This window comes from Flavobacterium hydrophilum (genome assembly GCF_003202405.1).
GTDB lineage: Bacteria > Bacteroidota > Bacteroidia > Flavobacteriales > Flavobacteriaceae > Flavobacterium > Flavobacterium hydrophilum.
On the sequence record NZ_QJHL01000003.1, the window covers coordinates 21,924 to 42,997 of the forward strand.

The window sequence follows — 21,074 nt, forward strand, 5'->3', positions numbered from 1 at the left end:
CTTAAATCCCAAATTAAAATAAGTAATGTCTATAAAAAACATTAGATTAGAAGTCATGCAGTTTTTGGAAAAAAACGTGGATAGCTTCGTTGAACAGTATTTAATTCCAGTTGAAAAAATTTGGCAGCCAACCGATTTTTTGCCTAATTCTCAAGGAGATAATTTCTTTGAGGAGGTTAGAGAATTACGTGAAATTGCCAAAGAATTACCATATGATTTCTGGGTAACTTTAGTAGGGGATACTATCACTGAAGAAGCTTTGCCAACTTATGAATCCTGGTTAATGGATGTTGAAGGAATCAATCAGGTTGAAAATGGTGGAAACGGTTGGTCTAAATGGATCCGTCAATGGACAGGTGAAGAAAACCGCCACGGTGATTTGCTAAATAAATACTTGTATTTGTCTGGTCGTGTGAACATGCGTGAAATCGAAATGACAACACAGCATTTAATCAACGACGGTTTTGATATCGGAACCGGATCTGATCCATACAAAAACTTTGTATATACCAGTTTCCAGGAATTAGCAACTTATGTTTCGCACAATAGAGTAGCACAAATGGCTAAAAAATTTGGTGATAACAAGTTGTCTAAAATGTGTAAAATGATTGCAGGTGACGAAATGCGTCATCATCATGCATACAGCGAATTTGTAACACGTATTTTTCAGGTTGATCCAAGCGAAATGATGTTGGCGTTTCAATATATGATGAAACAAAAAATCGTAATGCCGGCTCATTTCTTAAGAGAATCTGGTCAAAAGATCAGTACGGCTTTCGAACAATTTTCTGATTCTGCACAACGTATCGGAGTTTACACTGCAAACGATTATGTTGATATTATGCAGAAATTAATTAATAAATGGGAAATTGATAAGGCTACAAATCTAACTGATGAAGCTGAAAAAGCCCGTGACTATTTGATGAAATTACCGGCACGTATGGCTAAAATTTCTGAGAGGATTGTGATCCCAAAAGAGTCTCATATTTTTAAATGGGTTGAGCCAGCGAGATTGTAAATAATTTTAGATTTCAGAATTTAGATTGTAGATTTTTGTAAATGCAACTTTATTGCATTTTTTAAAACAGACTAAACAGATGTTGATTGTTGAGGTTTTTAAATCTTTGACAATCAACATTTTTTTAATATTTTGGGTCTCTGTTTTTTTGAAAAAATACTTTAAATTCTAAAGTGAATCTGATAATTTAAATAACAGTATTGAAATAGTAAAGCAAACTGATAGGCAATAAAATAATATGAATAATTCTGATTTAATAAACAAAACAATAGCTTTTGTAAAAGAAAAATTAAACGATGCCGAAGGTGGACACGATTGGTTTCATATCGAGAGAGTTTATAAAAATGCGCTGTTAATTGCTAAAGATACCAACAGTGATTTGGTTGTGGTACAACTTGGGGCTTTGCTACATGATATTGCCGACAGTAAATTTCATAATGGAGATGAAACGATCGGACCTAAAACAGCTCGTTTGTTTTTGGAATCTGAATCTGTTTCAGAAGATACTATCCAACACGTTATTAGTATCATCGAAAACATTTCATTCAAAGGAGGAAATTTCGAAAAGAAATTCTCTTCGATAGAACTTGACATTGTTCAGGATGCGGATCGTTTAGATGCAATTGGAGCAATTGGGGTGGCCAGAGCGTTTAATTATGGAGGTTTTAAAAATCGTGCATTATACAATCCTGAGATTGCTCCTCTTACCAATATGACCAAGGAAGAATACAAAAGCAACAATGCACCGACAATAAATCATTTCTACGAAAAACTTTTACTCTTAAAAGATAAAATGAATACCGAAACCGGGAAACAAATTGCTGCTGAAAGACATAATTTTATGGAGACTTTTCTAGCTCAGTTTTATGCAGAGTGGGAGGGGATTAAATAGTTTTATCAGAAAGAGACACAAAGAAAAAGCACAAAGATTCGCAAAGTTTTTTAAAATCTCTTTGCGAATCTTTGTGCTTATTTGGTGAATCTCTGTGGAATCAACTGCACCCACAATTGCCATCCCCACAATCTTTTTTCTTTTTAGATTTCCAAAAGTACTTTCTAATCAAAAAAACAATAGCAAGAAATAAGATGATAAAGGCAATAATTTCTTGTATCATATCACTTTATTTTAAAAATTGATACGCCACAAGAGCCGTAATATAAGCAAGACCTGTCATGAAGAAAAGCTGCATTGCTGGCCATTTCCACGAGTTGGTTTCTTTTTTAGTGATTGCCAATGTACTTGCACATTGCATAGCAAACGCGTAAAACAGTAATAATGAAATTCCGCTGGCAAAATTGAATATTTTTTCTCCTGTTTTTGGATTGACTTCTTTTTGCATTTTGCTTTTAATTGTTGATTCGTTATCACTATCTCCAACGCTATAAATCGTAGCCAGTGTTCCTACCAAAACTTCACGTGCTGCAAACGAGCTGATTATAGCTATTCCGATTTTCCAGTCGTAACCTAAAGGTGAAATTACCGGTTCGATAGCCTTGCCCATAATTCCGATGTAGGAGTTTTCGATTTTTTGAGAAGCTACTTCATTTTCAAATTGCACTTCGTTTAAAGGCCTATTTGCAAATCTTTCTTTTACAATAGCTTCCGCGTCGTTAAAATCTTTTCCGGGTCCGTATGAGGCTAAAAACCATAAAATAATTGATATTGCCAGGATGATCTTACCAGCGCCTACTATGAAAGCTTTGGTTTTCTCTACAACATTAATTCCAACGTTCTTGAAAAGCGGTAATTTATAACTCGGCATTTCAACAACGAAATAGCTTTTTGATTCGATTTTCAAAATCTTATTTAAAATATATGCCGATAAGATTGCAGTTACAAATCCTAGTAAATACAACAACATTAAAGTTAATCCCTGAAGGTTTAGAATTCCCAGGACACGTTGTTTAGGAATTACCAGTGAAATCATGATTGCATAAACGGGTAACCTGGCAGAGCAGGTCGTAAATGGAGTAACCAAAATAGTAATCAGACGCTCTTTCCAGTTTTCGATATTTCGGGTAGCCATAATAGCGGGAATTGCACAGGCGGTTCCTGATATTAAAGGCACCACACTTTTTCCTGAAAGCCCGAACTTGCGCATGATTTTATCCATCAGGAAAACCACACGACTCATATATCCGCTTTCTTCCAAAATAGAAATAAAAAGAAACAAAAAGGCAATTTGTGGAATGAAAATAATGACACCGCCAATTCCAGGAATTATTCCCTGTGAAAGCAAATCGGTTAAAATGCCGCTTGGCAGTTCTTGTGCAACCCAGCTGCTTAAAGAGGCAAAGGTGCTGTCAATAAAATCCATCGGAATGGTTGACCAGCTAAAAATCGATTGGAATATCAAAAATAAAATAGCAAAGAAAATAGCATAACCCCAAATTTTGTGGGTTAATACGCGATCCAGTTTTGCCCTGATGTCCTTTGCCATTGAAGCATCAACTTTTAAGCCTTCTTTCAGAACATCATTTATAAACTGATAACGTTTGATAGTTTCTTTTTGCTGAAGACGTTTTAATTCGGAGTGTGATTTGGTAAAAGTGCTTCGGATTTCGTTTCGGTCTAAATTCGAAAAATTCACATCCTGAGTGATAACCAGCCATAATTTGTACAATAACTGATTCGGAAAAGCATGTTTTAACTTCTCGAAATAAACTTCATCAATAACTGAGGCATTTAAACAAGGTTCATGCGGAATAGTTTTATAAGAAACAATGAGTTCCTTTAGTGAGTCTATTCCTAAACCTTTACGGGAACTTACCAGAGCAATTTTGGTTTTCAGTTTTTCTTCTAAATACGGAATATTCAACGTAATTCCTTTGCTTTCCATACGATCAGACATATTGATGACTAAAATCGTCGGAATTTCAAGGTCTTTTATTTGTGTATAGATCAGCAGATTTCGTTTCAGGTTTTCAACATCTGTTACTACTACCGCGACATCCGGATATAATTTGTCGTTTTTGTTTAGCAAAAGCTCAATTACCACACTTTCATCCATTGAGCTGGCATTCAGACTGTAGGTTCCTGGTAAATCGAGAATGTTGGCTTTGATGTTGTGAGGGAGTTTGCAGAAACCCATTTTTTTCTCAACCGTAATTCCGGGATAATTTCCCACTTGCTGATTCAAACCGGTAAGCTGATTAAAAACGGATGTTTTTCCTGTATTTGGATTCCCGATAAGGGCAACATTGATATTCTGAACGCTCATTATAAATTGGTTTTGATAAGTTCAACTTCAATTTCACGAGCAGTTTCAACACGAATCGCAACATGCGAACCGTTGATGTCCAGATATAAAGGATCTCCCAAAGGAGCAATTTGAAGTAATTCAACCATACTGCCCGGCAAACAACCCATTTCTAATAATTTTAGAGGAATAAGATCGATATCAAAATCTTTGATAATGGCTTTGTCGCCTTTTTTCAGAGTGTGGATAGTATTTTGCAAGCTTATTTAGATTGAATTTAGATTGCAAAAATAGACAATAATTCTTTATTTAATAGAATTTAATGTAGTCGAATATGCTAAATGTTTCTAAAAATAAGGGTTTTATTCTTTGCAAAGGAAATCTATATCTTCTAAAAGACGCTTAATGTCTTCTTTGTCTGTTCCGTCATAAAATCCGCGAACACGTCTTTTTTGATCTACCAAAACAAAATTTTCTGTATGCACCATATCATAAAGCTGATCTGGTCTTCCGAGTTTTACTGCGAGATACGATTTTCTGGCCATGGCGTAAATTTCTTTTTTGTCGCCGGTAACCAAATTCCATTTGCTGTCAACAACACCATATTTTATAGCATAGGCTTTTAAAACAGATACACTGTCAACCTCAGGGAAAACGGTATGAGAAAGTAACAGTACTTTTGGATTATTTAAAACCGCTTTTTGAACCTCTACAAGATTGGTTGACATTTTCGGACAGATAGAACCGCAGGTTGTGAAGAAAAAATCGGCTACATAAATTTTTCCTTCGTAATTTTTTTGGGTGATAGTGTCACCATTTTGGTTTACGAATGAAAAATCTGCAATCGTATGATATTTACTTTTGTATTGAACTGTGCTGTCAACCAATTCAGGATTTACATCGGCCGGATTGTAAATTGGAAGCATTTTTTGTGGTTTTAAAGCAAAGTAAAACAGTGTTATGGTGATAGCCGAAAATACAATTAAAACAATGAAGAATTTTCGGTATTTGTATAGTAGTTTTTTCATAAAATAATTATCACTGTTTTATACTATCTCTTATTTTAAATGGCTGTAAAATGTAACTTTCGATTGCTTTTAACTCTTCATCAGACATAGCTTGGGTAACCGGAAAATTGGTTTTCATTACAGCAAACTGGCTTGGATCTACAATTGGTTCGCCATTTCCTTTTAAAAAAGTAACGATGTCTGCATTTTTATCTTTGTAGATTTTGGCAATTTCCTGAATGCTTGGACCAATTACTTTTTGATCCACCTGATGGCAAGAAATACAATTTCCTTTTCCTTCAAAAATAGATTTTCCCAATTCTTCAGGTGTTTTGGTTTGTGCAGTTTCTCCTTCAGAATAAGTTTCTGTTGCACTTTCAGTAGTTTTATCAATTGGTTGATTTTCTTTTTTACAGGATATAAAAGCTAAAACAGCTAATAAAAATATAGTTTTCTTCATGTTTATTTATTTAAAATGACAGCAGCTTCTTTTGCGAAATAAGTTGATATAATATTGGCTCCAGCACGCTTAATGCAATAAAGTTGCTCTATCATAATTTTGTCGTGATCCAGCCACCCTTTTTCTGCTGCGGCCTTTACCATAGCGTACTCACCAGATACCTGATAAACCGCAACCGGAACATGAACAGCATTTTTTACCTCACGAACAATGTCTAAATAAGCCATTCCGGGTTTCACCATTACGATGTCAGCGCCTTCTTCAACATCTAATAATGCTTCACGAATTCCTTCAATTCGGTTGGCATAATCCATCTGATACGTTTTCTTGTCTTTAGGTATATTTTGAGAATCTACAGGAGCAGAATCCAAAGCATCACGGAATGGTCCGTAAAATGCTGAAGCATATTTAGCGCTGTAGCTCATAATCCCCACGTTATGGTGACCATTTTCTTCCAGAGCTTTTCTGATTGTTAAAACTCTACCATCCATCATGTCGCTTGGTGCTACAAAATCGGCACCGGCTTCTGCATGGCTTAAACTCATTCGGGTTAAAGCATCAACTGTAGCATCGTTAATCAACTGACCATTTTCAATAATGCCGTCATGGCCATAAATAGAATATGGGTCTAAAGCTACATCGGGCATCACAATCATTTCAGGAACAGCATCTTTAATAGCACGAATGGTTTGCTGCATCAAGCCATCTTTGTTCCAGGCTTCTACACCTTTGTTGTCTTTAAGATGATCACTTACTTTGACATAAATGTTTACCGCCTTAATTCCTAAATCCCAGGCTTCTTTTACTTCTTTGATGGTATTATCCAATGAATGACGATAAATTCCGGGCATTGACGGAATGGCGACTTTTACATCTTTTCCTTCGGCAACAAACATCGGAAGCATAAAATCATTTGGACTTAAAGTAGTTTCACGAACTAAAGAACGAATCGACTCATTAGTTCTTAAACGGCGGTTTCTTTGTAGTGGGAACATAGGGGTTTTTTATAAATTCTATAAGGAACATTCTTTTGCAAAAGAGCTTTATATTCTTTCTAAAACTGAAATTAAAATAAGTGGTGCAAAGTTACAGAAAAAAGGACTAAATAAAGAGCCTCTAATGAGTTAGAATTCGTTAATATTATCTAAATTCGTATCGCTTTTTTAAATTTCTATTAAGAATCTTCTTATGGAATGTTTTTTCAAAATTTAAATTTCCCAAATGAAGAAAATATTTGCTTTTTGCTGCTGTTTGCTCCTAACAAGTTGTTTCGAAATAACAGAAAGAATCAAACACCATGATGACCAAAGCGGCGAGTATACGCTGATGGTTGACTTTTCGCAATCGTGGTTAAAAACCAAATCGGCCATCTGGCTGGAAGAAGTAGATGGTGTTAAGATTCCGAACGAACAGGAAATTACACAAAAGCTGGATGAATTTAAATCTAAGGTTTCAAAAATAGAAGGAATTTCAAATATCACGACGAAAACCGATTTTGACCGGTATGTTTTTATCATCAAATTAGATTATAAAACGCTGAAAGCATTAAATGAAGTCGTAAACACTTTGAACAAGCAAAAAAATCAGATTCATTTTACGGGAGATTCTAAGAGTTTTGAAAGAATCGCATCCTATCCGATTCCCGAAAAATTAGTGAAGGATGAAAAGAAAAAAGAAGATCTGGAAAAAGCCAGCATTGTATCTATTTATACTTTTGACCGTGATATTTCAGCAACATCTAATGCAAACAGCAAAATTTCTAAAAACAAAAAGACGGTTTTTTTAAAACAAAGCATGTACAGCGTTCTTAAAAAATCATCACTGATGAACAATACTATTAAATTAAATTAATAATCATTATACTTACTCATGAAACAGTTTTTTACATTATTCATTTTATTCACTTTTGGTTTCTCTTACAGCCAGACACTTTCTAAAAAACAGGATTATTTTGTTCAGTTTAACGGAAGTCAGCTTTCAAAAAAAGTAAGTGTTGCTGAGGTTTTAAATCATTCTTTATTGAAAAATGGCAAGATGAAACTGAATGTAAATCAATATGCAGATCTCATTAAACTGGACCAGAAAATAACGGTCCACGGAAATTATTCGGACAGTATACCGTATTATCAGGTTACAATTCCGATAAAAAGCAGAAAGGATATTAAAAATTTTTTAGCTCAGAAGGATAAAGAAAGCGACTCCATTGCAAAACCTCTTATTGAAGATTTTGGTCAGTATTCTGTATATAATTCCGGTGATAAAAAAACGACTATGGCGTGGAATGACAGTCATCTGGTAATTTTTGGATTAACTAAAAGATACTCTTACAATGATTATGCTGTAACAACTGCGGTTGATAGTGTTGCTGTTGCTTTAGATTCTACAGCAGTTGTCGTAGAAGCCCCTTATGAGCCAGCCGTAGATACAGCTTATGCGGATTATTCGGATAATTATTATGCTAAGTATCAAAAAGAACAAACCGCTTTTGACAGTATTCAGGCAATCAGTCAAAACAGATTCTTAAAATTGCTTTTTGAAAATGGTTTTACAGTACCAACTTCAGATAAAGTTCATGAAAACGCCGATATTTCGTGTTGGGTTGATTATGCAGCAGCATTGAATGGTTTCAATTCGGCTTATATGGCTTTGGCACAATTTACAACGTATAATAAATTTTTCCCGAACCAGAAAAATTGGGGAAATTTTGTAAAAGGGATCAACGTCGATTTTTATTTTGATAATGATAATGCGCGTGTAGAAGAAATCGTTGAATACTCAAAACCAATTGCAGATTTAGTGGGCAAAATTAGCAACAGAAAAGTCAACAAAAACATTTTTAATTATTTTCCTGCTCAAAAACCACTCGGTTATTTAACGTATCACTTTAATACAAAGGAAATACTTAATAGTTTTCCGACTCTGAGTGCCGAGATTTTTAGCAATCCCTATATTTTAAAAGAAGACATTGGTGTCGCAACGGACCTTATTTCGACCCTTATTGATGAAGATGCCACGGCGACTCTTTTTGACGGAGATTTAAGTGTGTTTCTTTATGATGTTACAGAAAAAGAAGTAACAACAAAAACCTTTGAATACGATGAGAATTATGAGTATAAAGAGGTAATGAAAACGAAAAAGAAATCCATACCATTGTTTTCAGTAATTTTCACGTCGACACATCCTACTTTTGGTGATAAACTGATACAATTAGGCGTGCGTAAAAACGGATTAGTTCAAAAAGGCAATTATTACGAAATAAAAGGAACTCAGGAATATGGTAATTTGTTTATTTTTAAAGATAAAGATGTTGTGATTATTGGAAACAGCATTGATCATATATTTCCGAAAGAGAATTCCTTTTCAAAAGAAGTTAAAAAAGAGCTGAAACAGAATTATATTTCGGCCAAAGTGAGCATGGATAAGTTAGTAACAGCCTATTCTAATTCCGGAGAAGCAAAACCATCTGATATAAAAAGCCTGAATCGACTGGCGCAGCAGTTTACAGATGTCACCTTGTATTCCGGTAAAAAACTGGTAGATAACAAACTGAAATTCGAGCTAAAGCTAAACTCATCCAAGGGAGACAAAAATATCATTTTACAGACCTTGGATATGATTGAAGAATTAAGTACTAAATAATTTAGAATGAGAAAGCCCTAAAACATCAATTTTAGGGCTTTTTTATGTTTGGTTGAAGCGATTAAATCCAGTCTACAGGATTCTCCAGTACTTTTATTAATTTTTCTTCTTCACTTCCTGCTTCTGCATGATGATCGTAAACCCACTGCACATGCGGAGGAAGACTCATCAGAATACTTTCGATTCTACCGTTGGTTTTTAAACCGAATAAAGTTCCTTTATCATGAACTAAATTGAACTCAACGTAACGGCCGCGACGAATTTCCTGCCAGTTTCTGTTTTCTGGTGTATATGGAAGGTTTTTTCTTCTTTCTACAATTGGTACATACGCTTCAAGAAAACTATTTCCAACCTCGGTTACAAAATCATACCAGTTTTCCATTGAAATCGTTTCATTTGCTTTACAATAATCAAAGAATAAACCACCAAGACCACGGGCTTCGTTTCTATGCGCATTCCAAAAATATGAATCACATTGTTTTTTATATTTCGGATAAAACTCCGGATTGTGTTTATCGCAGGCAGTTTTGCACGTTTGGTGAAAGTGTTTCGCATCTTCTTCAAACAAATAATAAGGCGTTAAATCCTGTCCGCCGCCAAACCATTGCTGAATAATATTTCCAGCCTCATCGTACATTTCAAAATAGCGCCAGTTGGCATGAACCGTTGGCGCCATTGGATTTTTTGGATGAAGAACCAAACTTAATCCGCAGGCAAAGAAATCAGCTTCGCCAACGCCAAACATCTTTTGCATGGTTTCCGGAAGTTTTCCGTGAACGGCTGAAATGTTGACACCGCCTTTTTCAAAAACAGCTCCGTTTTCAATAACACGTGTTCTTCCGCCACCGCCTTCTGAACGTTTCCATAAATCCTCACGGAATTTTGTGGTTCCGTCAACAGCTTCTAGTCCTGCTACAATTTGGTCTTGCAGGTTTTGTATGTACGCGTAAAATTTGTCTTTCATTGTCATTATTTTTTGGCTTTCGCCGAAGCAATTTTCGAATTTACCCCAAAAGAAAAGACTTTGCTTTCTGATTGGATATATTGATAAACAGCCAAAGCTTTATCTTCAAAATTGTAGTTTTCGACTTTTGAAAAATCCATTAAAAAATCTGCAAACTGTTCTAATTGCTCCCAGTCAAAATGAAGACGCATCAATAAAGTGATTAAATCTTCATTCGAATAATCAACTAAAGTTTCAATGTTTAATGCGAATTCTTTTAGTTGATTTTCAATTTCTGCTATTTGCAAATGGTCCAAAGGCTGAGGTATAAAAACAAGAGTCCGCAATGTTTTGAGCACATTGTCAATTCTAATTTTTTCTTCGTCTCTTAAGCCTTTGTTGAGCATGATTTTCTGTTCGTTCTCCTGCAAGGTTTTCAAAACCTTGTAGGTATCAATTGATTACTATTTATAGAATTTTATTAGACTTTAAGGTTTTATAAAGTTTGAAAGATGAAACCTATTATTCAAAAGTATAAGTTTCGTTTAAAAAATCATTCTTTTGATTGTGATAAAAAATGAAGTTCTCCAAATCTCCAAATAAATTTATAATCTCATTCCTTTCTATTTTTGTCTCTTTGTCAGATAAATAGGTCTGATATGATGAAAATTGGAAACTTTTGAAATCTAAATCAAAATGATGTTTCGGATTCAAATGAGCATAAACAATCAATTGTTTCAGATAATTTTCGTCTTTTAATTTTATTCTTTTGAAATGTTTTTCAAATAAACTTCCAGTTCTGTTAACTTGCTTATTGAAAGCTTTTGCATATGAATTAAACAAGTTTGAAAATGCCTGAGTAACCTCTTTTTCTTCTGAATTAAGTCGAATAACTAAATGAAAATGATTATTCATTAAACAATACGCAAAAATTGAAATTTTATCTTTGGAATATTTAGCTAACTGTTTTAAGAAATAAAGCTTGTTAGTGTCATTTTCAAAAATGGTTGTTCCGTTTATTCCTCTGTTATATATATGATAATAACAATCTTTTTCTAAAACTTCTAATTTCATATTGATATTGCTTATCCTGCGACGTTTTCAATATAGATAATTTAGTTTATACCTACAAGGTTTTGGAAACCTTGCAGGAATGCACACGGAATACTTTCAACTTATTTACTGCCCGTACTCTTTCACCGCATCAATAAACGCTTTTGCGTGGTCTACAGGGATGTTTGGTAAAATTCCATGACCTAAATTCACAATATATTTATCTTTTCCGAATTCATCAATCATTTCGTGAACCATTTTTTTGATAGTCGGAATTGGAGAAAGCAATCTTGACGGATCAAAATTTCCTTGTAAAGTAACATTTCCTCCAGATAAGTAACGTGCATTTCTGGCAGAACAAGTCCAGTCAACTCCTAAGGCAGAAGCTTTACTTTTACCCATTTCGCCCAAAGCAAACCAGCATCCTTTTCCGAAAACAATTACCGGAGTAACCTCAGCCAGAGCGTCAACAATCTGATTGATGTATTTCCATGAGAATTCCTGATAATCAACCGGAGAAAGCATTCCTCCCCACGAATCAAAAATCTGAACAGCATTTACACCCGATTTTACTTTTTCTTTTAAATATAAAATAGTGGTATCCGTAATTTTTTGTAATAAAGTGTGTGCTGCAACAGGGTTTGAAAAACAGAATCCTTTTGCAGTATCAAAACTTTTAGAACCTTTTCCTTCAACCGCATAACAGAAGATGGTCCAGGGAGAACCTGCGAAACCAATAAGCGGAACCTCATCGTTCAGCATTTCTTTAGTTAATTTTATGGCGTCAAAAACATACCCTAAAGTTTCGTTGACATCCGGAACAAAAACCTGATTTACCTGCTCCATAGTGCGAATCGGATCTGGAATAATCGGACCTAAATTGTCTTTCAATTCTACGTGAATTCCCATAGCACGTGGTACTACTAAAATATCCGAAAACAAAATAGCAGCATCCGGAGCAATTCTGCGAATAGGCTGAACCGTAATTTCTGCAGCTAATTCAGGAGTTTCGCAACGGGTAAAGAAATCGTATTTATCACGTAATGCTCGGAATTCAGGCAAATATCTTCCTGCCTGACGCATCATCCATACCGGCGGACGCTGAACTGTTTCTCCTTTTAATGCTTTTAAAAATAGGTCGTTTTTTAACATGTTTTTTATTTTAGGTGCAAAGCTGCAAAGTGGCAGATTGCAAAGGGTTTTATTTATATTCCTGGATTACATCTTCAATTACATCTTCAATTGTAGGCTGATCTGCGACGATGATGTTTTTGGTGATTTTTGATAAAGCGTCTGCGGTGGTATCGCCAATGCAGAAACAGATTTGTTTATTTATGGAATTGTCTTTCAGATAACTCTTAACGCCTGAAGGACTGAAAAACAATACTGCTTCATGATTTCCTTTTATTTTCTGGGGATGCAATGTTGTGTCGTAAACCTGAATTTCATTGAATTTAATTCCGTTTTCTTTTAAAGCTTCCGGCAAAGTATCTCTTCGAAGATTGCCGCTGAAAAAAGTATAACTCTCATTTCTGTATATCAAAGTGATAATTTCGGCTAAATCTGAAGCGTAACCTGTATAGGCAATAACGTTGAATCCGTTATCTGTTAATAAGGTTTTAGTTTTAAGTCCAACGCAATACACGTTTTTCTTTTTCAGTTCTTCTGATTTTGGGTGAGATAAAACGCTGTGAACGGCATTCTGACTTGTAAAAATAAGACTTTCGTTGAGGTCTTTTAATTCGAAAGGTTTGTTTTCGGTTTTGATGAAATCGGCTTCGATTACTTCAATACCATATTTCATCAATTCCTGCTTATGAAGAGGCGATAATATTTTAGTAGATAGTATTTGAACTTGGTTTGCCATTATTTTTTCAGGGATTCTTTGATTTTCTGCATCAATTCAGTTCCTCCATTATTCAAAATCTCCTGAGCTGAGTTGAAACCTAATTTCTTCCATTCTGAAATATCAACCGTTTTGTTGATTTCCAGTTTCTGTTTCCCGTCAACGGAAAGCAAAACACCTTGAAAATCAAGTGTGTCTTCATCTTCGTTATAATTTACCAAAGCTCCAATTGGTGCTGTACATCCTCCTTCAAGTGTTCTTAAAAACTGGCGTTCAATGTATGTGCAGATCTCAGTTTCAATATGATTTAATTGAGAGAGGGCATCCAAAGTATAATTGTCATTTTCCATTCCCACTACCAGCATTGCTCCTTGTGCCGGTGCCGGAATCATCCAATCCAGATTAATAACATTTTCGGGTTTTAAGTTAATCCGCTCCAAACCTGCAGCAGCAAAAACAGCTCCGTCCCAATTGTTGTTCTGCAATTTCTGCATACGTGTGTTCACGTTTCCACGTAAATCAACTACAGTATGATTTGGATATCTATTAAACCATTGCGCCTGACGACGCAGACTTCCTGTTGCAATCGTGCTTGGATTAGCAAAATCAGGATTTCCTTTGTGAACTAAAATGTCCAGAACATTAGCTCTCTCTAAAACAGCAGCCTGCACAATACCTTTTGGTAAGGCCGTCGGAACATCTTTCATCGAGTGAACTGCGATATCACAATCACCGTTAATCATGGCGATATCCAGCGTTTTGGTAAAAATTCCGGTAATCCCGAGTTCGTAAAGAGGTTTGTCAAGAATAATATCACCTTGAGATTTAATAGCAATAATCTCGGTTTTATAACCTAAATCGTTTAGTTTTTTTTCGACAGTATGAGCTTGCCAAAGTGCCAGCTCGCTGTCGCGAGTTCCTATTCTAATAACTTTTTGAACCATATTTTTTTTGAATCCTGGAAATCAAGGAACATTGTTTAGACTTTATGAAAGATTGATTTTGTATTTTTCTTCGACTGGTGAAGTAGCTTTTTTTGGTGCAAGCTGTCCAATTTGAAAAACTTTTTCGATAAATTCAATACTTTCATCTAAGGTAGTATTTTCATCTTTTAGATGACTTGCAAAATGATTTGTTATTTTTTGAATAATTCTGGAGGTAATTAAATCAGCTTGTACTTCATCAAAATTAATTGTTTTCTTTTTTTGAAAAGCCAATTCGCTGGCCGCAATATCATTTAGCTTAGCTTTTAAGGCATGAATAGTTGGAGCATATTTTCGACCATTTACCCAAGTATTTAATTCTAATTTCATATCCTCAATAATAGCTTCTGCAGCCGGAATATGTTGTTTTCTTCTTTCGAGGGTGTCATCTGTTATTTGAGACAGGTAATCCAGGTGTATTAATTTAACACCAGGTATTTGTTCAACATCCGGATTTACATTTCTTGGAATGGATAAATCCAGAATCAATAAAGGTCTCTTTAAATTAAGTAATGTTTTGTCAATAGTTGGATTTTGTGCTCCGGTCGCTACGACCAAAATGTCTGCCTGTTGTATTTCTTCTTGTAAATTGGCGTAATCTTTTACAATAACATTTAATTTTCCGGCTAATTTTTCAGCCTTGTTTTTTGTTCTGTTTATAAGCGTAATGTGTCCATTTTTAGTATGTTTTACTAAATTTTCACAGGTGTTTCTGCCTATTTTTCCTGTTCCGAATAATAGAATGTTTTTGTTTCCAATGTCTTCTACATTTCGGATAATATATTGAACCGATGCAAACGAAACGGATGTAGCACCAGAAGAAATTTCAGTATCTGTTTTGATTTTTTTGCTCGCCTGGATAACTGAGTTTACTAAACGATCCATGAAGGTATTCACTAAACCCTCTAATTTACTATGATTGAAAGCAATTTTAATTTGACTGATGATTTCAAAATCACCAAGAATCTGGCTGTCTAAACCTGTTCCTACACGAAACATATGGTTAATAGCCTCTTGATTTTTATAAATATAGGCAACTTCACGAAATTCTTCTACGGAACCATTGCTGTTTTCGCAAAGTAATTTGATTAGTTCATATGGGTGATTGGCAAAACCATATATTTCAGTTCTATTACAAGTAGAAGTTACAATTAATGATTCTATTCCTTCGGCTTTGGCCTGAACCAACAAATTAGATTGTGCAGTAGCATCTAAACTAAATTTTCCTCTAATTGTGGCATCTGCTTTTTTATAACTTAGACCTAAAGCGTAAAAAGTGGTAGTTTTGGACATGTTAAATTTTTCCATATTATACTTTCCTTAAAAAGTTCAACAAAATTATTACTAACTAATTTATAAAAACAACGCTAGAGGTACTTTTTATGTCGCTATTGGATAAATTGATTAAAAAAGGCAATTTAAATAGTATTTTATGCCATTTATAATGAAATCAAGCATTCAATAACTTGTTATATATACTTGTTCTAAATAAAAACCTTGTTTTTGCTTTAAAATGATAAACGAAAAATATCGCTATGGGTTCTGAAAATGAAATTATAATTTATAAATCATTCACTTTCATAATACTAGTGAAGAGAAATAAAAACAGCTTCATTACATAGAACCCTACCTTTTCAGGCAGGGTCTATGATGAGGAATAAATTATTTTTGGACGATAGGAGTTCTCAATGATTCTAAAACAGCAACAATATCAGTATAAAGTTCTGTATTTGAAGCTACTCCATTTGCATTTGCAGCTGCACCAACATAACCTTCAAATTTTGTATAATCTGCGTTACTGGATTTTGTTCCCATACGTGCATTTATTGCAGGGTCATGAGCTGCTACCATATTTAAACCAGAATACGTATTTACAGCATTTGTACCTCCCGTATTGAATGAAAAGAAATCAGTAAGGTTATCTGATAATTTAGCAATATTAGTGGCTTGGGTACTGCCAGTTTCTGCTAAAAGCGGTGCAAAATGAGCCTGTAAATTACCGGCTGCATTCGATTGAACATCAGCAACAATTAATCCTATAGCTGAATTGACTACTTTACGATAACTCAAACGTCCCTGCTCAATCATTTGTCCGGAATTATCTGGGTCTGCAACCATTTTTGTTCCGCCTAATCTTTCATAAATAGAGGCTTTTACTGGTTTTGAATCATCATCATTATTGCTGCAGGAAATTAAAGTTGCCGACGTAACGAATAATACACCAAGTGTAATTCTAGAGAAATTTTTCATAATAAAAATATTAAAGGGTTAATTAAAAAATTGATTTACTTTTTGAGATAGCTTATAGCTAAAACTATTTTGATTTACCGGACAAACTTCTTTGCTTGCTAAATGTGACGGTAAAATGTAACGTTTGGCTTCATAAGGTCTTTTACTCATTAATTCATTATATACTTTTTCAGAATTAGTGATTTTATTGTTGTGGAAATAAACTACTACATTTCTTTTAACTATAATAGAATCGGAAGTCAGTCCTTTGATAGATCTTAAATCTGAACAGATTTGTTTGGCTTGCAAAGAATCTATATCTGATTTGAAATCAATTCGGCTGACTTGTAAATTAGGACTTTCGTAAACAGCCGGTTTTGCTGTTATGATATGAAAGAGAAAAATGACAATAAATAATATGGTAATTATCAGCCCGATCCTAAGAATCTTCTTAATTGTTTTGTTAGTTTTCATATTGATAATTTTAAAATGATTAGATTTTAAAATTATATACGAGCACTTTTTTAAGCTGGTTTTAATAAATATAAGAAAAGTATTAATTTAGAATTGTTATGAATAACTTAAACGATTTAGATTCGAATAAAAGCGCTTATGCAAACACCTAATATTAGAATACTCTGGCAAGATTAAATCCAAAAAACACATTGCCTTTTGTCCAGTCACCGGTTGTTCTTCCAAGATATCCTGCTTCATCAATTCCCTGAGAACTGGTAAAATGCATTTGAAAAACGTGTCCACCGGTTTCTAAGTCAAAACCTATAGATAATGGATTGTTATAAAGAGAATTTGCGGTTCTGTTTAAGTGTGCTGCATAATCAATATTTAGCGACCAGCGTTTAGAGAATTTATATCTCCCTCCAAAACCAATGGCGTACTGAGAATTACTTTGGTCTACATTTTCAACAAAATTTTCATGAAAAAAAGTGGGAACTATTTCTAAAGACAGATTTTCAGAAAACTTTCTCGAAATTAAAAGTTGGGCTACATAAGTCAGCTTGTTTTTAAATTCAAGTTTTGGATACAGGCTTTCTTTTAGTTTATTGTTGATAGACAAACTATTAAATCCTGCAATAGTAACAGGAAATCCGTTTTTTATTTGAGGGAGTAAAGTATATTTTGTTGCAAAATCATAGGCGAATTCACTTCTTGCTGCACTTACATTTAATCCATCGGTTATTCCGTATATAAATTTTATTTGCGTATTAGCATTGTCCAGTCCGTAGAAACCTTCAAAACCATCTTTTACAGAACCAAATCGGTGTGCAACGACAAAATATAAATCACCTTTTGCCGCGAGTTTTGTAGATTCGAGATTAACAATCTTTAGCGCTTTAAATGCAGATGTTACTTTTTCTTTTGTAACAAGAGGTTCCACTCCATCTAATAAGTCATCTTGAGAATAGGTGAGTAAAGGGAATAAAAACAGTAATAATAGGAGATTTTTCATAGGGTTTAGTTTTAAATTTTTATTTGTTTTTAACGGACGATGGAACTTTGATCTATTTTAAATTCCTGTAACAATTCATCATACCCTAAAAACCGTCCTTTAATTTTTAGTGTTTTGCCAGCAACAATTTCTTTTGGCAAACTGTCTTTGAATGTTGCAAATATTTTTTCACCAAGAACAATTCCTCTATTTGCAGTATCAATAGTGGTTACTTGTGCGGTTAGTTCAATCGTTTTGTCCTGGTATTTTATATAAGCAAGACTGTCATTGGAAGTAAAATCCTTTTCAAGTCCGGAAACTGTTACTACATAATCGGCAGTTTCTGTATCAATATCCCTATGATCCTGGTAGGTGTAGAAGTAAACTGAAATTCCAATTATTAGAGAAAGTAAGATTGTAGTAAGTATTTTTTTTTTCATAGCTCGTTTTTTAGTGCTTGGAATTATCTACGTTAAAAACTTCCTATTGGATTTAATCTAAAAAATAAGTCTCTCTTAAAAATCTATACCATTCATTTCAACGTATATGTTTTTCGAACTGCTTTTATAATTCATCAAGGTTTATAAAAGCATTTATTGTTTAAACTAAAAACCAATCGTTATGAACTTAAAAACTCTTTTCGCAGTCTTATCATTTGCTTCAATCCTCGTGAGTTGCACAGATGATAATCCAAGTACTTTAATTGATACCCCGCCAATTACAGGTTTGGCAACATACAATCAGAATGTCAAATCGATTATTAACAATAATTGTGTTGTATGTCACGCTACTGTTCCAAAAAACGGAGCGCCTATGTCGTTAGTAACCTACGACCAGGTAAAAGAGGCAGTTTTAAATCGTGGATTGCTTACCCGAATTTCTTTAGAAAATGGTAATAGTTCTTTAATGCCAAAAGGAGGTCCAAGATTACCACAAACTACAATTGATGTTATTAAAAAATGGGAACAAGATGGGTTATTAGAACAATAATCCGATAAAATGATGAAAAAAATTATACTTCTGCCAATGCTATTGGCTTCATGTATTGTTTTGTCACAAGATAAAATGATAACTAAATCAGGGACAGTAACTATCGAAGCTTCTGTTCCTTCTTTCCAGCCGGTTAAGGGAACAAATAGTAATGTAACTTTTGTTTTAAACCCAAAAACAGGAGAAATTGCAAGCCTGGCTTTAATGAAAGGCTACGAATTTGAAATGGCCTTGATGGAAGAGCATTTTAATGAAAATTACATGGAAACGGATAAATACCCGAAAGCAGTTTTTAGAGGACAAATTGAAGGATTTGACGTAAACAAATTAACGGAGGATTATAAAGATTATATCATAAAAGGAAAATTAGAACTTCATGGTAAATCGAAGGATATAAATATTAATGCAAAAATTACCAGGACAGGTACCCGAATTAGTGTTTTTTCAGATTTCTCGGTAAATACCAATGATTTTGATATACCAATTCCGGCGCTTATTAAATATAAGCTTGATAATAAGGTAAATATTCAAATTATTGCTGTTTTGAAATAAAGCCAGAGAATAAAGATTAATGAGTACAAAACACCAAAATCATGAAAAAAAATATATTCATAGCAATACTGTTTGTTTCTGCAATTGGCATTTCACAAGAAAAAAAGATCAGTAAAACAGGAAAAATTACTTTTGAAGCATCTGTTCCTTCATTTGAAGAAGTTAAAGCAACCAATACTAATGTTACTTTTGTTTTGAATCCGGCTACAGGAGAAATTGCATGTTTAGCATTAATGAAGGGATTCCGGTTTAAAGTCGCTTTGATGGAAGAACATTTTAATGAAAATTATATTGAAAGTGATCAATATCCGAAAGCAATATTTAAAGGAAAAATAGAAAACTTCGCTTTAAACAGTCTTACCGCGGGTTCTCAGGATTTTACTATAAAAGGAAAATTAGAACTTCACGGAAAAGTAAAGGATATAACAGCCAATGCGAGGATAAGCATGTTGGGATCAGGAATTAGTATTGTCTCCAATTTTGATGTAAATGCAAGCGATTTTAACATTGCAATCCCTTCTTTAGTTAAAAACAAAGTTTCTAATAAAATAAATATTCAAATTGTTGCTATTTTAAAATAATGTGCACAAACAATAAAGATTTTATAAATTTAGAAGCAAGTAAACGATAAACCATCAAAAAGATTTAATTTTGAAAGGCCAATTATTCGTTTTGTAAAAAACGGCAATAGTAACTAGAAAGTAAATCAAAAATGGAGGAAGAAATAAAAATTGAAGACGACTTCACGCTTATCCGTTTTCAAAACGACAGTTCAGAACCTTTTTTTGCACAACGTGAAGTAGGCACTGGTTTGATCCAGTTTCATTTTGGACTGAAAGGCAATGCCAAATTTTTATTCAATCAGGGCTCTTATACTTTAGATTTGAAGGAAGAAAGATCGCTGCTTTTATATAATCCACAAAAAGAATTGCCTTTAAATTTAGAACTCGCTCCTAATTCCTGGGTAATTTCAGTTGTTGTATCCATTAAAAAATTTCACGCATTGTTTTCTGCGGAAGCAGATTATATTACTTTTTTAAGTCCTGATAATAAGGATAAAAAGTATTATAACGAAGGAAATATCAGCCCTTCTATGGCTATTGTACTGAGTCAGCTGTTTCATTACAACCTTCATCCATCGATAAAAAACCTTTATTATAAAGGGAAAGGATATGAATTGCTGAGTTTGTATTTTAATCGAACCGAAGATCCAAACGCAGAACAATGTCCGTTTTTGATAGATGAAGATAACGTCTTGAAAATCCGAAGAGCCAAAGAAATTATCATCGCCAATATGGCCGAACCTCCTGGATTACAGGAATTAGCAGACGAAATTGGTTTGAATTTGAAGAAACTAAAAATGGGTTTTAAACAAATTTATGGAGATACGGTTTACGGATTTCTATTTGATTACAAAATGGATTTTGCCCGAAAACTATTAGACAGTGGATCGTATAATGTAAACGAAGTGGGATTGAAAATTGGCTATAGCACCGGAAGCCACTTCATAGCGGCATTCAAAAAGAAGTTCGCTACAACTCCAAAAAAATATTTGATGTCGATTAATACGAATGTATAAAAGACATCAATTTTATATATCAAAACATAAATAAAAAATAACATTTATCATATTTCTAAAAAGTTGCATATGCTACTTTTGACGAAAATTTAAACAAAATAAATGCTTAAAGCCTAAAAGCTTAAAGC

At 33.9% G+C, this 21,074-nt stretch carries 25 protein-coding genes; 8 read left to right on the plus strand and 17 right to left on the minus strand.

Annotation, left to right across the window (positions count from 1 at the left end; all coding sequences use genetic code 11):
- The first annotated feature begins 25 nt into the window (after window positions 1-25).
- Together DMB68_RS13025 and DMB68_RS13030 are read left to right on the plus strand one after the other, a co-directional pair.
- On the plus strand, window positions 26-1,018 hold the full coding sequence (locus DMB68_RS13025; protein ID WP_110347117.1) for an acyl-ACP desaturase: 993 nt from the start codon (window positions 26-28) through the stop codon (window positions 1,016-1,018).
- A gap of 238 nt (window positions 1,019-1,256) precedes the next feature.
- Window positions 1,257-1,910 carry an HD domain-containing protein gene (locus DMB68_RS13030; protein WP_110347118.1) on the plus strand — a complete coding sequence of 218 codons (654 nt, stop codon included), beginning with the start codon at window positions 1,257-1,259 and terminating at the stop codon, window positions 1,908-1,910.
- Window positions 1,911-2,010: 100 nt separating this feature from the next.
- Here DMB68_RS13030 and DMB68_RS13035 read toward each other — a convergent pair whose 3' ends face one another.
- The 6 genes from DMB68_RS13035 to hemB form a co-directional block, all read right to left on the minus strand.
- Window positions 2,011-2,133: a FeoB-associated Cys-rich membrane protein gene (locus tag DMB68_RS13035; protein ID WP_110347119.1), complete on the minus strand. Its 123-nt coding sequence runs from the start codon at window positions 2,131-2,133 to the stop codon at window positions 2,011-2,013.
- A 6-nt stretch (window positions 2,134-2,139) separates the two neighbouring features.
- Entirely contained in the window at window positions 2,140-4,239 is a 2,100-nt protein-coding gene (feoB, locus tag DMB68_RS13040; protein ID WP_110347120.1) for a ferrous iron transport protein B, read from the minus strand.
- Window positions 4,239-4,478, minus strand: coding sequence for a FeoA family protein (locus DMB68_RS13045; protein ID WP_110347121.1), 240 nt, complete (start codon window positions 4,476-4,478; stop codon window positions 4,239-4,241). The genes feoB and DMB68_RS13045 overlap by 1 nt, the downstream gene beginning before the upstream one ends.
- Before the next feature lie 102 nt (window positions 4,479-4,580).
- The gene (locus DMB68_RS13050; protein WP_110347122.1) at window positions 4,581-5,246 is read right to left on the minus strand and encodes an SCO family protein; all 666 of its coding nucleotides are present in this window, start codon (window positions 5,244-5,246) and stop codon (window positions 4,581-4,583) included.
- A 10-nt stretch (window positions 5,247-5,256) separates the two neighbouring features.
- Window positions 5,257-5,685 carry a c-type cytochrome gene (locus DMB68_RS13055; RefSeq protein ID WP_110347123.1) on the minus strand — a complete coding sequence of 143 codons (429 nt, stop codon included), beginning with the start codon at window positions 5,683-5,685 and terminating at the stop codon, window positions 5,257-5,259.
- 2 nt (window positions 5,686-5,687) lie between these two features.
- Window positions 5,688-6,680, minus strand: coding sequence for a porphobilinogen synthase (gene hemB / locus DMB68_RS13060; RefSeq protein ID WP_110347124.1), 993 nt, complete (start codon window positions 6,678-6,680; stop codon window positions 5,688-5,690).
- A gap of 226 nt (window positions 6,681-6,906) precedes the next feature.
- Here hemB and DMB68_RS13065 point away from each other — a divergent pair, with 226 nt between their 5' ends.
- On the plus strand, window positions 6,907-7,536 hold the full coding sequence (locus DMB68_RS13065; protein ID WP_110347125.1) for a hypothetical protein: 630 nt from the start codon (window positions 6,907-6,909) through the stop codon (window positions 7,534-7,536).
- A gap of 18 nt (window positions 7,537-7,554) precedes the next feature.
- On the plus strand, window positions 7,555-9,324 hold the full coding sequence (locus DMB68_RS13070) for a hypothetical protein (protein ID WP_110347126.1): 1,770 nt from the start codon (window positions 7,555-7,557) through the stop codon (window positions 9,322-9,324).
- Between the two features lie 61 nt (window positions 9,325-9,385).
- On the opposite strand, the gene hemF is transcribed toward DMB68_RS13070, so the two are convergent.
- The 11 genes from hemF to DMB68_RS13125 form a co-directional block, all read right to left on the minus strand.
- Window positions 9,386-10,288: an oxygen-dependent coproporphyrinogen oxidase gene (gene hemF / locus DMB68_RS13075; protein WP_110347580.1), complete on the minus strand. Its 903-nt coding sequence runs from the start codon at window positions 10,286-10,288 to the stop codon at window positions 9,386-9,388.
- A 5-nt stretch (window positions 10,289-10,293) separates the two neighbouring features.
- On the minus strand, window positions 10,294-10,698 hold the full coding sequence (locus DMB68_RS13080) for a hypothetical protein (RefSeq protein ID WP_231131655.1): 405 nt from the start codon (window positions 10,696-10,698) through the stop codon (window positions 10,294-10,296).
- A gap of 91 nt (window positions 10,699-10,789) precedes the next feature.
- The gene (locus DMB68_RS13085) at window positions 10,790-11,341 is read right to left on the minus strand and encodes a transposase (RefSeq protein ID WP_110347128.1); all 552 of its coding nucleotides are present in this window, start codon (window positions 11,339-11,341) and stop codon (window positions 10,790-10,792) included.
- 105 nt (window positions 11,342-11,446) lie between these two features.
- Window positions 11,447-12,472 (minus strand): uroporphyrinogen decarboxylase, encoded by a 1,026-nt coding sequence (hemE, locus tag DMB68_RS13090; RefSeq protein ID WP_110347129.1) that lies wholly within the window; start codon window positions 12,470-12,472, stop codon window positions 11,447-11,449.
- 49 nt (window positions 12,473-12,521) lie between these two features.
- Window positions 12,522-13,187, minus strand: a complete 666-nt coding sequence (locus DMB68_RS13095) for a uroporphyrinogen-III synthase (protein WP_110347130.1) — start codon at window positions 13,185-13,187, stop codon at window positions 12,522-12,524.
- The gene (hemC, locus tag DMB68_RS13100; RefSeq protein WP_110347131.1) at window positions 13,187-14,110 is read right to left on the minus strand and encodes a hydroxymethylbilane synthase; all 924 of its coding nucleotides are present in this window, start codon (window positions 14,108-14,110) and stop codon (window positions 13,187-13,189) included. Before hemC ends, DMB68_RS13095 begins: the two co-directional genes overlap by 1 nt.
- Before the next feature lie 42 nt (window positions 14,111-14,152).
- On the minus strand, window positions 14,153-15,457 hold the full coding sequence (gene hemA, locus DMB68_RS13105) for a glutamyl-tRNA reductase (RefSeq protein WP_110347132.1): 1,305 nt from the start codon (window positions 15,455-15,457) through the stop codon (window positions 14,153-14,155).
- Between the two features lie 354 nt (window positions 15,458-15,811).
- Window positions 15,812-16,399 (minus strand): globin family protein, encoded by a 588-nt coding sequence (locus DMB68_RS13110; RefSeq protein ID WP_110347133.1) that lies wholly within the window; start codon window positions 16,397-16,399, stop codon window positions 15,812-15,814.
- 18 nt (window positions 16,400-16,417) lie between these two features.
- A complete protein-coding gene (locus DMB68_RS13115; RefSeq protein WP_110347134.1) occupies window positions 16,418-16,852 on the minus strand; it encodes a hypothetical protein in 435 nt (144 codons plus the stop codon).
- 154 nt (window positions 16,853-17,006) lie between these two features.
- Window positions 17,007-17,846, minus strand: coding sequence for a DUF5777 family beta-barrel protein (locus tag DMB68_RS13120; protein WP_110347135.1), 840 nt, complete (start codon window positions 17,844-17,846; stop codon window positions 17,007-17,009).
- A gap of 29 nt (window positions 17,847-17,875) precedes the next feature.
- Window positions 17,876-18,265 (minus strand): OB-fold protein, encoded by a 390-nt coding sequence (locus tag DMB68_RS13125; protein ID WP_110347136.1) that lies wholly within the window; start codon window positions 18,263-18,265, stop codon window positions 17,876-17,878.
- Between the two features lie 181 nt (window positions 18,266-18,446).
- On the opposite strand from DMB68_RS13125, the gene DMB68_RS13130 reads away from it, so the two are divergent.
- The 4 genes from DMB68_RS13130 to DMB68_RS13145 all read left to right on the plus strand — a co-directional run bounded on the left by DMB68_RS13130 (window position 18,447) and on the right by DMB68_RS13145 (window position 20,946).
- Window positions 18,447-18,815, plus strand: a complete 369-nt coding sequence (locus tag DMB68_RS13130) for a hypothetical protein (protein ID WP_110347137.1) — start codon at window positions 18,447-18,449, stop codon at window positions 18,813-18,815.
- A 12-nt stretch (window positions 18,816-18,827) separates the two neighbouring features.
- Complete coding sequence (locus DMB68_RS13135) at window positions 18,828-19,367, plus strand: YceI family protein (protein WP_110347138.1); 540 nt, start codon at window positions 18,828-18,830, stop codon at window positions 19,365-19,367.
- Window positions 19,368-19,408: 41 nt separating this feature from the next.
- Complete coding sequence (locus DMB68_RS13140) at window positions 19,409-19,948, plus strand: YceI family protein (protein WP_110347139.1); 540 nt, start codon at window positions 19,409-19,411, stop codon at window positions 19,946-19,948.
- A 131-nt stretch (window positions 19,949-20,079) separates the two neighbouring features.
- A complete protein-coding gene (locus tag DMB68_RS13145; RefSeq protein WP_110347140.1) occupies window positions 20,080-20,946 on the plus strand; it encodes a helix-turn-helix domain-containing protein in 867 nt (288 codons plus the stop codon).
- Window positions 20,947-21,074: the final 128 nt, after the last annotated feature.

Bases quoted from the DNA above. Each gene is read 5' to 3' on its own strand.
- DMB68_RS13140 (WP_110347139.1), top strand. From the start codon at position 19,409: ATGAAAAAAAATATATTCATAGCAATACTGTTTGTTTCTGCAATTGGC.
- DMB68_RS13125 (WP_110347136.1), bottom strand. From the start codon at position 18,265: ATGAAAAAAAAAATACTTACTACAATCTTACTTTCTCTAATAATTGGA.
- DMB68_RS13055 (WP_110347123.1), bottom strand. From the start codon at position 5,685: ATGAAGAAAACTATATTTTTATTAGCTGTTTTAGCTTTTATATCCTGT.
- DMB68_RS13130 (WP_110347137.1), top strand. From the start codon at position 18,447: ATGAACTTAAAAACTCTTTTCGCAGTCTTATCATTTGCTTCAATCCTC.
- hemE (WP_110347129.1), bottom strand. From the start codon at position 12,472: ATGTTAAAAAACGACCTATTTTTAAAAGCATTAAAAGGAGAAACAGTT.
- DMB68_RS13065 (WP_110347125.1), top strand. From the start codon at position 6,907: ATGAAGAAAATATTTGCTTTTTGCTGCTGTTTGCTCCTAACAAGTTGT.
- DMB68_RS13035 (WP_110347119.1), bottom strand. From the start codon at position 2,133: ATGATACAAGAAATTATTGCCTTTATCATCTTATTTCTTGCTATTGTT.
- DMB68_RS13110 (WP_110347133.1), bottom strand. From the start codon at position 16,399: ATGAAAAATTTCTCTAGAATTACACTTGGTGTATTATTCGTTACGTCG.
- hemC (WP_110347131.1), bottom strand. From the start codon at position 14,110: ATGGTTCAAAAAGTTATTAGAATAGGAACTCGCGACAGCGAGCTGGCA.
- DMB68_RS13145 (WP_110347140.1), top strand. From the start codon at position 20,080: ATGGAGGAAGAAATAAAAATTGAAGACGACTTCACGCTTATCCGTTTT.
- DMB68_RS13085 (WP_110347128.1), bottom strand. From the start codon at position 11,341: ATGAAATTAGAAGTTTTAGAAAAAGATTGTTATTATCATATATATAAC.
- DMB68_RS13115 (WP_110347134.1), bottom strand. From the start codon at position 16,852: ATGAAAACTAACAAAACAATTAAGAAGATTCTTAGGATCGGGCTGATA.
- DMB68_RS13095 (WP_110347130.1), bottom strand. From the start codon at position 13,187: ATGGCAAACCAAGTTCAAATACTATCTACTAAAATATTATCGCCTCTT.
- DMB68_RS13030 (WP_110347118.1), top strand. From the start codon at position 1,257: ATGAATAATTCTGATTTAATAAACAAAACAATAGCTTTTGTAAAAGAA.
- DMB68_RS13135 (WP_110347138.1), top strand. From the start codon at position 18,828: ATGAAAAAAATTATACTTCTGCCAATGCTATTGGCTTCATGTATTGTT.
- hemB (WP_110347124.1), bottom strand. From the start codon at position 6,680: ATGTTCCCACTACAAAGAAACCGCCGTTTAAGAACTAATGAGTCGATT.
- feoB (WP_110347120.1), bottom strand. From the start codon at position 4,239: ATGAGCGTTCAGAATATCAATGTTGCCCTTATCGGGAATCCAAATACA.
- DMB68_RS13120 (WP_110347135.1), bottom strand. From the start codon at position 17,846: ATGAAAAATCTCCTATTATTACTGTTTTTATTCCCTTTACTCACCTAT.
- DMB68_RS13025 (WP_110347117.1), top strand. From the start codon at position 26: ATGTCTATAAAAAACATTAGATTAGAAGTCATGCAGTTTTTGGAAAAA.
- DMB68_RS13050 (WP_110347122.1), bottom strand. From the start codon at position 5,246: ATGAAAAAACTACTATACAAATACCGAAAATTCTTCATTGTTTTAATT.
- hemA (WP_110347132.1), bottom strand. From the start codon at position 15,457: ATGGAAAAATTTAACATGTCCAAAACTACCACTTTTTACGCTTTAGGT.
- hemF (WP_110347580.1), bottom strand. From the start codon at position 10,288: ATGAAAGACAAATTTTACGCGTACATACAAAACCTGCAAGACCAAATT.
- DMB68_RS13070 (WP_110347126.1), top strand. From the start codon at position 7,555: ATGAAACAGTTTTTTACATTATTCATTTTATTCACTTTTGGTTTCTCT.